This is a genomic window from Sphingobium sp., from assembly GCF_049304695.1.
Taxonomy (GTDB): Bacteria; Pseudomonadota; Alphaproteobacteria; order Sphingomonadales; family Sphingomonadaceae; genus Sphingobium.
Window position 1 is genome coordinate 30392 of sequence record NZ_JBAQOK010000090.1, and the last position, 13744, is coordinate 44135.

Below are 13744 nucleotides of genomic sequence, written 5' to 3' on the forward strand. Positions count from 1 at the left end.
TCGATTCCGCGTCGGAATGAAATGCTGGTTGGAACAGCACGAAAATTCGCATTGTGACCCGTTGCCATGCGTGAAAGCCACCGCTATAGGCCAACGCCAAGCCATCGTCCGCTTAACTGGCGGGCGATTTCGTGCGGAGACGTGGGTGAGTGGCTGAAACCAGCGGTTTGCTAAACCGTCGTGCCCTGAATGGGGCACCCCGGGTTCGAATCCCGGCGTCTCCGCCAATATTCTCCAGGCACGGATGCGACGATACGGTCCCGCTTCGGCACTTTCGTAGGCTTGTGCGTCTCGCGCTTTCTTATCCGCAATTAGCGCTTGTCCTCTCGTCTCTTCCGCCTCGATCCACAAAGGCCTCATGACAGCCATTCACTATGCACATGCAACAGCAGTTCATGGCCGCAACTGACGATATTTTCTATGATCGTCCCCAGCTAGGGCGTGGTGACGATTTAACTATCGGAGCCATATAGCGATGGCTGCGAGTTTGACGAAGCCCATGAAGTTGGCGAGCAGCTTGTCGTATCGGGTTGCCACCCGTCGGAACTGCTTGAGTTTGGCGAAGAAGCGCTCGACGCGATTGCGCTCTTTGTAGAGTTCGCTGTCGTAGTGCCGTTGCGTCTTTCGATTACGCTTGGGTGGGATAACGACCTCTGTTCCAGCCTTTTCGATCCTGTGGCACAAATGATCAGCGTCATAGCCCTTGTCAGCGAGGATGGCCTGCGCTTTAAAGCCGTCGATGAGGTCGTGTGCCAGAGCGATGTCATTGCGTTGTCCCGGTGACCCGATCAAGCGGATCGGAAGGCCCAGCGCCTCCGTCGCCGCATGGATCTTTGTGCTCAGTCCGCCGCGAGACCTACCCAGGCCCTGGGCATCCGCCCCCCTTTTTCCTTGCGGGCACCCGCTGCGTGCTGATGAGCGCGTACGATGGTGCTGTCGATCATCAGCCATTCAAGATCGGCCTCACGCGCCAGCACCAACAGCATCGCGTCGAGAACGCCCATCTCAATCCAGCGATAATAGCGCCGTTTTACCGAACGATAGTCGCCAAAGCCGTTCCGGCAGGTCGCGCCAGCGCCCGCCCGAGCGCGCCATCCACAGCAGCGCATCCAGAAATTTCCGGTTGTCGGTGCGCGGTCCACGCTTGCCCTTGGTTCCGCCCGGCACGAACCCCTTAATCCGTTCCCATTGATCATCCCGAAGCGCGTCGCAATCCATCGCTGGTCTCCAAAAATCAGCCTTGAATCCGATTTCAGAGCGATTGGGAATCCCAAATCCTTAAATCATCACTACGCCCTAGCGGACCCATGGACGCGCAGGCATCCGAAATATGCCCTTGAAGCCGTTGCCTGACCCTGCGCCACGACCCGATCTACCGACCTATAGTCCGAAATCGCAACGCTCTGCTGCTGGAACAGGGCGGATAATTCGGTATTGACGGTGATCAGCAGGCTGTCATGACCGATCTGGTCAGGAAACCTTCGAACATGATAGGCGGCAGAGATTATGATTTCTGCCTGCGACCGGTGATCGACATAACGGCGATCGCGTATTGGCCCTGCTTGAAATGTGCTGTAGACTTCGTGCAAAGTGCTCCCGCCGTCACGCGATCAGCGCAAATTCACCGTAATTCCCCTGGAAAAACAACAGCGGTCGTTCCGGTCGGTCGATTTCCAGCGCCAGTACGTGGCCCAGGACGATATAATGATCGCCGGCCTCATGCACTGCGTCGAGCGTGCAATCGATCCAGGCAACCACATCATCGAGAATAGGGGAACCATTGGTAGATACGCGGTGAGCAACTCCGGCAAACTTTTCGGCTCCCGGCGATGCAAGCTGGCGGCATAGCGGCAGTTGGTCGCTGGCAAGGACGTTCACGCAAAACTTGCCGACTTTTTCGATTCGGGGCCAGCTGCTCGACGTTCTGGCGGGAAAGAACCCGACAAGTGGCGGATCGAGCGAGACCGACGTGAAGGAGCCTACGACCATCGCGATCGGCGTGCCGTCTGCTTCGACCGCAGTCACTACGCAAACGCCTGTCGGATAGTGTCCCAGAACACGCCGGAAGGTCGCACTGTCGAAACTGATGGCTTCACTCATGCCTTGGCTCCCCGATTGCTTCGTCCGTCAGGCAGGACGAACAGGATTGGCTGTCCTGTCGTCAGGACGAGGAAATATGGCAAGTGATATTCGTGGCAATATCTATAGCAAAAAGGCATAGGTCACTCAGCGATCATTACAGCGCGATACCACCCGCTGCTAGAACCGCCAGCGTCAACAACTCTGACGCATTGGATGCCATGGTCGCGATCTGAACCGATTTTTCCATGCCCACCAATACCGGGCCGATCATAGAAGTACCGCCCAGTTCACGCAGCAGCTTGGCCGAGATATTCGCCGATTGCAGCCCCGGCATCACCAGAACATTGGCCGGGCCGGACAGGCGGCTGAACGGATAGTTTTTCATCACAGCCGGGTTGAGCGCGACGTCTGCCGTCATTTCGCCTTCAAATTCGAAATCGACATTGCGCTCTTCCAGCAATTTTACTGCACCGCGCACATTTTCCAAAAAGGCGCCCGGCGGGTTGCCGAAATTGGAATAGGACAGGAAGGCGACGCGGGGATCATGGCCCATGCGCCGCGCGACGGCGACAGTGCCTTCGGCGATGTCGGCCAGTTCATCGGCAGTGGGCCGTTCGTTGACTGTCGTATCCGCCAGAAACACGGTCTTGTCCTTGGACACCATGACATGGATGCCAAAGGGAGTCCGGCCGGCCGCCGGATCCATCACCCGCTTCACTTCGCGCAATGTCTGCGCATACGGGCGGGTCATGCCGGTGATCATGGCGTCAGCGACGCCCATCTTGACCAGCAATGTGCCGAATATGTTGCGGTCCCTGTTGACCATCCGCTCGCAATCGCGGCGCAGATAACCGCGCCGCTGGAGGCGGGCGTACAGCAGATCGACCATCTCTGGCACCAGCGGCGAATTGACGCTGTTATGCAGTTCGAAACTTTCGGGATCGCGGACGCCCAGCGCGCGAAGTTGTTCCACGACTTCGCCGCGCCCGACCAGGACGGGCACGCCATAGCCCAGGTCGCGGAACTGGATCGCTGCACGCAGAACGACCTCCTCTTCCGCTTCGGCGAACACCACGCGCTTGGGATTGGCCTTCGCCATTTCATAAGCGGTGGTTAGGACCGAGGTGGTGGGGTTGAGCCGGGCCTTGAGTGACTGGCGATAGGCAGCCATGTCGGCGATCGGTTTTTGCGCGACGCCGCTATCCATCGCGGCCTGCGCGACGGCGGACGGCACCACTTCCATCAGGCGGGGGTCGAAAGGCGCGGGGATGATATAGTCGGGACCAAAGCTATGCGACCGGCCATAGGCCTTGGCCACTTCTTCGGGCACCTGTTCGCGTGCCAGTTCGGCGATCGCATGCGCGGCGGCGACCTTCATTGCCTCGTTGATCGTCGTCGCTCGCACGTCTAGCGCGCCGCGGAAGATGAAGGGGAAACCGATGACGTTGTTGACCTGATTGGGGTAATCCGAACGGCCGGTCGCCACGATCGCTTCGGGCCGAACGGACTTCGCATCGGGCGGAGTGATTTCCGGGTCGGGATTGGCCATCGCGAAGATGATCGGCTTTTCGCCCATGTCCTTGACCATGTCGGGCGTCACCGCTCCCTTGACAGACAAGCCCAGGAACACGTCCGCACCCTTCATCGCTTCCTTGAGCGTACGGGCGTCGGTCTTGATGGCATGAGCCGATTTCCACTGGTTCATGCCCTCGGTACGGCCCTGATAGATCACGCCCTTGCTGTCGCACATGATGACATTGTCGCCCGCGACGCCCAGCGCTTTGATCAGTTCGGTGCACGCGATGGATGCCGCGCCTGCGCCATTGACCACGACTTTAAGGTCTTTGAGTTCACGGCCGGTCAGCATTGCGGCGTTGATGATCCCCGCTGCTGCGATGATGGCGGTGCCATGCTGATCGTCGTGAAAGACGGGGATGTTCATCCGTTCCTTCAACGTCTGCTCGATGATGAAACATTCGGGCGCCTTGATGTCTTCCAGATTGATGCCGCCGAAGGTCGGCTCCATCAGTTCGACCGCGTCGATAAAACGATCAACGTCCTCAGTTTTTAACTCGATGTCGATGGAATCTACATCGGCAAAGCGTTTGAAAAGCACCGCCTTGCCTTCCATCACTGGTTTGGACGCCAGCGCACCCAGATTGCCCAGGCCCAGGATGGCCGTGCCGTTGGTGACGACTGCTACGAGATTACCCTTGGCCGTATAGTCATAGACCGTCGCCGGATCGGCCGCGATCGCCAGCACGGGGACGGCCACTCCAGGCGAATAGGCCAGCGACAGATCGCGCTGCGTTGCCATTGGTTTGGACGCGATGATCTCAATCTTGCCGGGGCGTCCGGTCGAATGGAAGAATAGCGCTTCGCGCTCGGAAAATTCCACATTCGACTTGTCTGTCATGACATTCCCGTCCTTGCAGTGCCTTGCCGCTGCCCTAGCGGCAAGCAAGCCTTGGGGGCAAGTGCGAGCGGGCTGCTTTTTCACGCCCTTTCCTGTGCGGCGGCTTGCGGCTATCCGGGCAGGATGCGCAAGACCCCGGACAATAGCCCACCCTCGCCATCATCCCCGGTCACGCCGATGATGGCGCAATATATGACGCTCAAGGCGCAGGCGACCGATTGCCTGCTGTTCTACCGCATGGGTGATTTCTTCGAACTCTTCTTTGACGATGCAAAGGCTGCTGCGGCTACGCTCGACATCGCGCTGACCAGCCGAGGCGAACATGACGGCGCACCTATCCCGATGTGTGGCGTGCCGGTACATAGTGCCGACGGCTATCTGGCCCGATTAATCAAGGCCGGGCATCGCGTCGCGATCGCCGAACAGACCGAAACACCGGCGCAGGCAAAGGCGCGGGGTGGCAAGACGCTCGTGGCGCGCGACATCGTCCGTTATGTGACTGCTGGCACGTTGACCGAAGAAACACTGCTGGATTCGCGTCGCGATAATATGCTGGTCGCGCTGGCGCAGGTTGGCGGGGAAGGGGAGATTGGTCTGGCTGCTGCAGACATTTCCACGGGCCGGTTCGAAACAATGATTGTGCGGTCGGTCGATCTGCCCGCCGAACTTGCCAGACTGCGCCCCAGCGAAACCGTGGTGGCGGAAGGATCGAGCCTCGATATTGCCGACGCCCATGCTTTTGACCGAGCGGCCTTTTCCAGCAGCCGGGCGGAGGATGCGCTCAAACGCTTGTTCAGCGTCGCTACGTTGGATGGCTTTGGGCAGTTCGGGCGGCCCGAACTAGCGGCGATGGGCGGGCTGATCGCCTATCTCGACCATGCGGGGAAGGGGAAGTTACCCTTTCTCGCACCGCCGCTGCGCCAGACCAGCGGTGGTCATGTTGCGATCGACGCAGCGACGCGCGAAAGCCTTGAGATCGTCGCTACCATGGCGGGCAGTCGTGCCGGTAGCCTGCTGGGAGCGGTGGACCGCACCGTAACCGGCGCGGGCGCGCGTCTGCTGGGGCAGGATCTGTCGGCACCGTTGATGGACCTTAGCCTGATCGAGGGGCGGCTGGGGCTGGTCGCGCTGTTTCACGACGATGCGGGTATGCGCGACCAAGTGCGCGCCGTCTTGCGTGCCTTGCCAGATGTCGGGCGCGCGCTGGGCCGTATTGCGCTGGGTCGTGGCTCTCCACGCGATCTGGGCCAGTTGCGCGACGGTTTGGGGGAAGCGCGGTTACTGCGCGAACGGCTTGGTCGCTTGGACGATCCGCCTGTGCTGCTCGCCCGGCTGCTCCCTGCGCTGGACGGGCATGGTGCGTTGGTCGATGCGCTGTCGCGCGCGCTTGTGTCGGCGCCGCCTACCGAAACGGCGAACGGCGGCTATATCGCCGATGGCTATGATCCCTCGCTTGACGAACTGCGCCGTATGGCGGGGGACGGTCGTCGCGCCATCGCAGCGCTGGAAGCGAAATATCGCGAACAGACCGGCATCTCTTCACTCAAGATCCGCCATAACGGGGTGCTGGGTTATCATGTCGAAGTGCCAGCCCGCGCTGCCGATGCGCTGATGGTGCCGACCAGCGGCTTCACGCATCGCCAGACTCTTGCCGGCGTCGTGCGTTTCAATTCGGTCGATCTGCATGAGGAGGCCGGGCGCGTGGCGCAGGCAGGCGCGCACGCTCTGGTGGCGGAGGCGGCGCATCTCGAAGAACTGATTTCCGCTGTGCTGGCGCGTAAGGGCGACATTGCGCGCGCTGCCAGTGCGCTCGCTCGGCTCGATGTTGCGGGGGCGCTGGCGGAGCGGGCGGCTGAGGGGGGGTGGCAACGTCCGCGCTTCGTTGCCGAGGATGGGACCGGCTCTTGCCTCGACATCATTGGTGGACGCCACCCAGTGGTGGAGGATGCGCTACGCCGTGACGGTCAGGCCTTCGTCGCGAATGATTGCCGCCTTTCGCCCGATGATCGGCTGTGGCTGGTCACCGGTCCCAACATGGGCGGTAAATCGACATTCCTGCGCCAGAATGCGCTGATAGTCATCCTGGCGCAGGCGGGCGCCTATGTCCCGGCGCAAAGTGCGACGCTCAGTCTGGTCGATCGACTGTTCAGCCGGGTCGGCGCATCGGACAATCTGGCGAAGGGACGATCGACCTTCATGGTCGAAATGGTCGAAACCGCTGCAATCCTGGCGCAGGCGACGCAACGCAGTTTCGTCATCCTGGACGAAGTGGGGCGCGGCACATCGACTTATGATGGGCTGGCGCTGGCATGGGCCGTTGTGGAAGCGGTGCATGAGGTCAATGCATGCCGCTGCCTGTTCGCCACTCATTATCACGAACTTACGCGGCTTGCCGAAACGCTGCCATCGCTGTCGCTGCATCATGTGCGTGCGCGGGAATGGAAGGGCGATCTGGTGCTGCTCCATGAATTGGCGCAGGGACCGGCCGATCGTAGCTATGGCTTGGCGGTCGCACGTCTGGCGGGGCTTCCTGCCGCCGTTTTGAAACGCGCAAAGGATGTGCTGGCGCGGCTGGAGGCGGGGAAGGCGAAGACCGGCGGCATCGCAGCAGGTCTGGATGACCTGCCTCTGTTTGCTGCTGCTGGGGCGCAGGTGGAGGACATGCCTGACCCGTTGCGCGCGGCGATTGATGCGATCGACGCCGATGCGCTTAGTCCGCGTGATGCGCTCGATCATATCTATCGTTTGAAACAACTGGCTGCGACGGCGCAGGCGGACTAAGGGGCGGGCATGGTCATGCATTTCCCCGCGCTGGGATCGCGCCGTTCGATCATCGACCGGCGCGCGATTTCCGATAGAATCAATGCCCTGGCGCTGACGCACTCGGGTGATCCCACGCAGCTGCGTGGGATGATCGTCAAGGAACTTAAGGGCGCGCTGGAAGAAGGGCGGCTGGAAGTTGCCAAGCGCCTGGCGGCAAAGCCGACGCGCGGGCGGGAGGTGGTGACGGCCTTCGCCTTTCTGGTCGATCAGATTTTACGTCTCCTGTACGACGCGACTACGCATCATCTTTATCCGGCGGGTAACCGCAGCACGGGCGAGCGCATCGCGCTGATGGCCGTGGGTGGTTATGGCCGGGGCGAAATGGCGCCGCATAGCGACGTCGATATCGGCTTCATAACCCCCTGGAAGCCGACGGGATGGACCGAGCAGGTTATCGAATCGATGCTCTATTCGCTTTGGGATCTGGGCCTCAAGGTCGGACATAGCAGCCGCTCGATCGACGAGACGATGCGGATGGCGAAATCCGACCTGACCGTGCGCACCGCTTTGCTGGAGGCGCGCTATGTGTGGGGCGACCGGGCCTTGTACGAAGAGACCTCCACCCGCTTCGACGCCGAAGTGATGCAGGGTACGGCCCGTGCCTTCGTGACCGACAAGCTGGCCGAGCGGGACGAACGGCACCGGCGAATGGGCGACAGCCGCTATGTCGTCGAACCCAATGTCAAGGAAGGCAAGGGTGGCCTTCGTGACCTGCATACGCTGTTCTGGATTGGCAAATATGTAAATCGCGTGCGATCCGTCGCCGACCTTGTGGATGTTGGGTTGCTGACTGACGTTGAACTGCGCCAGTTTCAGAAGGCGGAAGATTTCCTGTGGGCGGTGCGATGTCATTTGCACATGATCACGGGCCGGGCCGAGGATCGGCTCACCTTCGACCTGCAATTGGAAACCGCTACCCGGATGAAGTTTATCGGCCGACATGGCCGTTCAGGGGTGGAGCGCTTCATGCGCTATTATTTCCTCAACGCAAAGATTGTAGGCGACCTGACCGCTGTCTTTCTGGCGCATCTGGACGACCAGATGGCGGCGAAAGGGCGGCGCTATATTCCGTCCATGTTTCGACGGCCCAAGAAACTCGACGGCTTCGTTCTTGAACGTGGCCGCCTGTCCTTGCCCAGCGATGATTTCTTTCAAATTGACCCCGTCAGAATGATTGAAATTTTCGCGCTGGCGGACAGGCACAGTCTGTCCATCCATCCCAGTGCCATTAGGGCGGCCAGCCGCGACGCGGGTCTTATCACGGCCAAAGTCCGCAAAGATCCGCGTGCCAATGCGGCTTTCATGGAAGTGCTGACATCGCCGCGTGACCCGGAAACCGTATTGCGCTGGATGAACGAATCCACGGTATTCGGCCGGTTCGTGCCTGACTTTCGTCGTGTGGTCGCGCAAATGCAGTTTGATATGTACCATCACTACACGGTGGACGAGCATACGATCCGTGCGGTGGGTTTGCTGGCCCGGATCGAAAAGGGTGATCTGGGACAGGATCATCCACTGGCTTCCGAGATCATGGGCAAACTGCTGTCACGCCGCGCGCTATATGTCGCGGTACTGCTGCACGACATCGCTAAGGGGCGTGGTGGCGACCATAGCCTATTGGGCGCAGAAGTCGCACTCAGTCTGTGTCCGCGCTTTGGCCTGACCCCGGCGGAGACGGAGACGGTCGCCTGGCTGGTGCGCTATCATCTGCTCATGTCCGCGACAGCCTTCAAGCGAGACCTGTCGGATTACAAGACTATCCTCGATTTCGTCGATGTGGTCCAAAGCCCGGAACGGCTTCGCCTGCTCCTGTGCCTGACCGTAGTAGACATCCGCGCCGTGGGGCCGGGCGTTTGGAACAGCTGGAAACGGCAGTTGCTTGGCGATCTCTACGAATCAGCGGAGGAACTGCTACGCCTGGGCCATAAGCAAAAAGGCCGGACCGAGCGTGTCGTGGTCAAGCAGGAGGCTTTACGGCAGGCGTTGGGGTTACCCGATGCAGAGTTCGATGCGCTTCGCCGCCGCTTGCCCGAGTCCTACTGGATCGCGGAGCCGGACGATATATTGATCCATAATGCTCGTCACATATTGGCTTCGGGCGAAACGCAGTTGGCGATCGCCGCGCAATATTATCCACAGCGTGGCGCTACGCTGGTGACGGTCTATGCCACCGATCATCCCGGCCTGTTCTACCGGATCGCGGGTGCCATTCATCTGGCCGGCGGCAACATCATCGACGCGCGAATCCACACCACGCGCGATGGCGTGGCGATCGACAACTTCCTGGTGCAGGATCCGATGGGTGGGGCGTTTCATAGCCCAGAACAATTGACGCGGATTCGCAACGCGATCGAGGATTCGCTGTCCAATCGCCATCGCATGATTACCAAGCTATCCGCCCGCCCGCTTAGCCGGACAAGAGCAGAGGCGTTCCAGATCGTTCCTAATGTCCTGATCGACAACAAGGCGTCGAACCGCTTTACCGTGGTAGAAGTCAACGCACGCGATCGTCCGGCATTGCTGTTCAGCCTGGCCAACGCTCTGTTTCAGTCGAAGGTCACTGTCCACAGCGCGCATGTCGCCACCTATGGCGAACGGGCAGTCGATACCTTCTACGTCACCGACCTGTTTGGCGGCAAAATCGAGAGCAAGGCACGCCTTCAGACGCTGGAGCGCCGTCTGCTCGAAGCAGCCGGGGGCGAGGCCAACGAGGCATTGCAGCGGGCCTGACGACCCACCGATTTAGCGAGTGAGCGCCACCCATGTTGCGACATCCGTCGCAACTTTGTTGGCGGCGCCGTTGAGTGGAACGCCGATGGTCATGGGATCAATTTTGCCGCTGACAGGCACCGTGGCGGTAAAACGCTGACGGGCGATGGCGACGCCGTTCGGGGTCATCAACACAGCGTCATAGGTTACGACGGCATTGTGACTGGTGCCATCGATACCGAAGGCAACCAGTTCGCCGCTCAGACGCTGACCACCATCGCCGGAGAATTGCCCCGAATCGATGACGATCCGGTCCGTCGATGCTGAAATGGTTTCCGCCAGCAAGTTGCGGAACAAATGACGGGGTGTGTCGGCCCACTGCACCTTGGTCACATAAGCAACCGATGTGGGAGACACCTGCACGGGCACGCGCACGGTATCCAGCATCTTGGGCGCGTCGGGATCGGTGACGATCAGGGTGCGGCCTGCTCCGGCGCTGCGCACTGTGCCTGCAGGCACTTTTTGCACCGCATCAAGTGTCAGAAGCTGGGCAGGGGGCTTCGCACCGAAGGATACACAGCCCGATAGCAAAAGGGCGGCGGAGATCGCCAGAATGGAACCAGTGGATTTTGATTTTGCGTGGCGCATCGTCGGCATCTTTCTCATCCGGGCCAGGGTCTTGACCACTATCATGGCTTGTAATCGGGCAACTTGGGCGAACCGACCAGCGATCCTGCGCCCTGTTGATCGAGCTTTTCGGCGACACCGCGGAAGGCGCGCGACATTTCGCGCAGGTCGCGGACCAATTGGTTGACCTCAGGCATCGTCTGGTTGCTGAACGCTTTCACGCCCGGCTGCGCTTCGCCAATGGTCTTGTCGAGCGTATCGATACTGCGGTTTGCGGACTGCACCGTCTTGCGGAGGTCCGCCATCAGCGGAACGCCCTGATCGTTCAGCAGGGTGTTGGTCGTGGCGGCCAGCTTGCCGATCTGTTCGACCGCGACGCCCGTCCGCTGCACCGCGATGCGGGCCTCGGCCAAGGTAGCAGCTATTTCGGGGCTGCGATCCGCCAATGCGCCCGATACGCGCTCAACATTGGCCAATATGCCCGCGATCGAATTCTGGTTCTTGTCGCTCAGCAATTCGGTCAGCCGCTCGGTCAGCGTAGTGATCCGTTCCAGCAATTGCGGCGCATTATTAAGCAATTCACCCAGCGCGCCGGGCTTGGTAGGGATCACCGGAATGCCATCGGGGCAGGCCGACAAGGGGTTTTCGGTCGGGCACTGGATCGGTGGTGCGCCCTTGACCGCGCCGTCCAATACGATTTCGCTGACCCCGGTAAAGCCGACGCCCGCGATCGTCGCCGTCGTGCCTTGCAGGACCGGCGTGCCGTCCTTCACGGAAATACGGACGCGCACGAAGCTGGGGTCGCGCTTCCACAACTCGATCTTTTCCACCTGGCCCGACGGCACGCCTGAATAATTGACGCTCGATCCCTTGGCGAGGCCATTGACCGACTGTTTGAAGAAGATGTCGAACTGCTTGTTTTCGCCGTCCGAGATACGCGAGAACCAGAAGGCGGCGGCGATGATCGCAGCCAGCAGCAGCAGTGTGACCGTGCCCACCAGCACATGGTTGGAGCGGGTTTCCATATCCTATCGCCTTCCGTCCGGCGGGGTTTGTGCCGCCCTGTTCTGTTCGCGGTCTTTTTCGCGTGAAACCGCTGCGGTGGCCGCACGGCCACGGGGACCGTTGAAATATTCCTGTATCCAGGGATGATCGAGCGCAAGCAGTTCATCGATCGTCCCGACCGCGATCACTTTTTTGTCCGCCAGCACCGCCACCCGGTCACAGATGGAATAGAGCGTATCGAGATCATGGGTGATGAGAAATACGGTCAGGCCCAGCGTTTCTTGCAGTCTGCGCGTCTGGTCGTCAAACGCCGCCGCGCCGATCGGGTCGAGACCGGCGGTCGGCTCGTCCAGAAACAAAAGGTCAGGATCGAGCGCCAGAGCGCGTGCCAGACCCGCACGCTTCTTCATGCCGCCCGATAGCTCGGACGGGTATTTGGGACCGGCCTCGCTTGGCAATCCGGTCAGGCGGATTTTATAGGCGGCGATCTCATCACGCAGTTGTGGCCCGATATTGGGATAATATTCCCGGATCGGTACTTCGACATTTTCCGCGACAGTCAGCGTGGAAAACAGTGCGCCGCCCTGAAACAGAACGCCCCACCGCTTGCGAATGGCCAGAGCCTCGCCATCTTCGCGTCCGATCATCGATTCGCCGAACACTTCGATACTACCCGCATCGGGGGTCTGAAGGCCGATGATCGATCGCATCAACACCGATTTGCCGGTGCCAGATCCGCCGACGACGCCGATGATCTCACCGCGTCGCACATCAAGGTCGAGATTGTCATGGACGATCTGATCGCCGAAACTGTTGCGCACGCCGCGCACGGAAATGGCGATTTCGCTATGTTCCATCGCGTCCTCGACGCGCACTTCCTGCGCCATGTCATCTTCAGGCGGCATCAGTTCCACCCTATCCATGTGAAGAACACTGCGAAAAAGGCATCGATCACGATGACAAGGAAAATCGCCTGAACCACTGCGGCGGTCGTGCGCAGGCCGACTTCCTCGGCATTGCCCTTCACCTGCATACCCTGGAAGCAGCCGGATATGGCGATGATGAGGCCGAACACGGGTGCCTTAATCAGTCCGACCCACAGATCGGTGATGGGTACGACTTCGCGCAGGCGCTGAATGAAGGTTATCGGCGGGATTTCAAGGGCGATCCAGCACAGGAAGCCGCCGCCAATCACCGACAGGATGCAGGCATAGAAACTCAGCAGCGGCATCATGATGACGACCGCCATGGTCCGTGGCAGCACAAGCGCTTCCATCGGCGACACGCCGATCGTGCGCATCGCATCGACCTCTTCGGTCAGCTTCATCGTGCCAAGCTGCGCGGCAAAAGCGGACCCGGACCGGCCAGCGACCATGATCGCGGTCATCAGCACGCCCAGTTCGCGGAAGGTCAGGCGACCGACCAGATTGATCGTCAGCATTTCCATGCCGAACTGGCGCAGCTGCACCGAACCCTGTTGCGCGATGACGATGCCGATGAGGAAACTCATCAGGCCGATGATGCCAAGAGCGGCGACGCCGACCACTTCGAAACGCTGCACAACAGCGTTCAATCGGAAACGATGCGGATGGCGAATGACGTTCCAGCTGGCTACCAGCGTACTGCCGAAAAAGCCGAGCAGGCCGAGCATGGTTGATCCTGCGGCGATGACCGCTTCACCGATCTGGCCGACGACGCGGCTGACAGCAGGGACATGATCGGGATGGATCGACACCGGTTCATCAAGCGCGCCGACCGCCTCGATCAATCGCTTGGCGTCATCGCTCCCGCTGCTGATATCGCAATTCAACCGCTTGGCATTGCGATGCACGACCCATGCACCGATCGTGTCGATATGATCGACATCAGACAGGTCGATCGTGCTGACCGGACCTTCGATGGCGTCCAGACGCGCAGGAAGGTCGTGCAGGTTGGCGATCGCCAACGATCCCGACAAGCGAAGGACCGTGCCGCCGTCGCGTGTTTCTTCAGCTATATCGGCAGCTTTGTTCATGCGTTGGAAGTAGTGATCCAATATCGGTTGCGCGGCAAGCCGAAACAGCCCATCCGCAAGCCAGAACG

The 13744-nt window shown here is 60.4% G+C and carries 8 protein-coding genes, 1 tRNA gene and 1 pseudogene; 3 read left to right on the plus strand and 7 right to left on the minus strand.

The features are described 5' to 3' along the window. The first annotated feature begins 135 nt into the window (after positions 1-135). A tRNA-Ser gene (locus tag WA070_RS17115) sits at positions 136-227 on the plus strand. A gap of 229 nt (positions 228-456) precedes the next feature. Here the strand turns inward: WA070_RS17115 and WA070_RS17120 are convergent. The 3 genes and pseudogenes from WA070_RS17120 to WA070_RS17130 form a co-directional block, all read right to left on the minus strand. Then, positions 457-1218, minus strand: a pseudogene (locus tag WA070_RS17120) (IS5 family transposase). A 384-nt stretch (positions 1219-1602) separates the two neighbouring features. Further along, positions 1603-2100, minus strand: coding sequence for a flavin reductase family protein (locus WA070_RS17125; protein ID WP_422635112.1), 498 nt, complete (start codon positions 2098-2100; stop codon positions 1603-1605). Positions 2101-2236: 136 nt separating this feature from the next. Continuing rightward, on the minus strand, positions 2237-4498 hold the full coding sequence (locus WA070_RS17130) for an NADP-dependent malic enzyme (RefSeq protein ID WP_422635113.1): 2262 nt from the start codon (positions 4496-4498) through the stop codon (positions 2237-2239). Positions 4499-4621: 123 nt separating this feature from the next. Between WA070_RS17130 and mutS the strand changes: the two genes are divergently transcribed. Further along, the gene (gene mutS / locus WA070_RS17135; RefSeq protein WP_422635114.1) at positions 4622-7279 is read left to right on the plus strand and encodes a DNA mismatch repair protein MutS; all 2658 of its coding nucleotides are present in this window, start codon (positions 4622-4624) and stop codon (positions 7277-7279) included. 9 nt (positions 7280-7288) lie between these two features. Then, complete coding sequence (locus WA070_RS17140) at positions 7289-10051, plus strand: [protein-PII] uridylyltransferase (protein ID WP_422635115.1); 2763 nt, start codon at positions 7289-7291, stop codon at positions 10049-10051. A 12-nt stretch (positions 10052-10063) separates the two neighbouring features. On the opposite strand, the gene WA070_RS17145 is transcribed toward WA070_RS17140, so the two are convergent. From WA070_RS17145 to WA070_RS17160, 4 genes are read right to left on the minus strand one after another with little or no spacing between them, the layout of a single operon-like run. Then, positions 10064-10678, minus strand: a complete 615-nt coding sequence (locus WA070_RS17145) for an ABC-type transport auxiliary lipoprotein family protein (RefSeq protein WP_422635116.1) — start codon at positions 10676-10678, stop codon at positions 10064-10066. Positions 10679-10719: 41 nt separating this feature from the next. Continuing rightward, positions 10720-11682: an MlaD family protein gene (locus tag WA070_RS17150; RefSeq protein WP_422635117.1), complete on the minus strand. Its 963-nt coding sequence runs from the start codon at positions 11680-11682 to the stop codon at positions 10720-10722. Between the two features lie 3 nt (positions 11683-11685). Beyond that, positions 11686-12567, minus strand: a complete 882-nt coding sequence (locus WA070_RS17155; RefSeq protein ID WP_422635118.1) for an ABC transporter ATP-binding protein — start codon at positions 12565-12567, stop codon at positions 11686-11688. After that, on the minus strand, positions 12567-13676 hold the full coding sequence (locus WA070_RS17160; RefSeq protein ID WP_422635119.1) for an ABC transporter permease: 1110 nt from the start codon (positions 13674-13676) through the stop codon (positions 12567-12569). The genes WA070_RS17155 and WA070_RS17160 overlap by 1 nt, the downstream gene beginning before the upstream one ends. Positions 13677-13744 lie beyond the last annotated feature (68 nt).

Bases quoted from the DNA above. Each gene is read 5' to 3' on its own strand.
- WA070_RS17150 (WP_422635117.1), bottom strand. From the start codon at position 11,682: ATGGAAACCCGCTCCAACCATGTGCTGGTGGGCACGGTCACACTGCTG.
- mutS (WP_422635114.1), top strand. From the start codon at position 4,622: ATGCGCAAGACCCCGGACAATAGCCCACCCTCGCCATCATCCCCGGTC.
- WA070_RS17130 (WP_422635113.1), bottom strand. From the start codon at position 4,498: ATGACAGACAAGTCGAATGTGGAATTTTCCGAGCGCGAAGCGCTATTC.
- WA070_RS17145 (WP_422635116.1), bottom strand. From the start codon at position 10,678: ATGCGCCACGCAAAATCAAAATCCACTGGTTCCATTCTGGCGATCTCC.
- WA070_RS17125 (WP_422635112.1), bottom strand. From the start codon at position 2,100: ATGAGTGAAGCCATCAGTTTCGACAGTGCGACCTTCCGGCGTGTTCTG.
- WA070_RS17155 (WP_422635118.1), bottom strand. From the start codon at position 12,567: ATGCCGCCTGAAGATGACATGGCGCAGGAAGTGCGCGTCGAGGACGCG.
- WA070_RS17160 (WP_422635119.1), bottom strand. From the start codon at position 13,676: ATGAACAAAGCTGCCGATATAGCTGAAGAAACACGCGACGGCGGCACG.
- WA070_RS17140 (WP_422635115.1), top strand. From the start codon at position 7,289: ATGGTCATGCATTTCCCCGCGCTGGGATCGCGCCGTTCGATCATCGAC.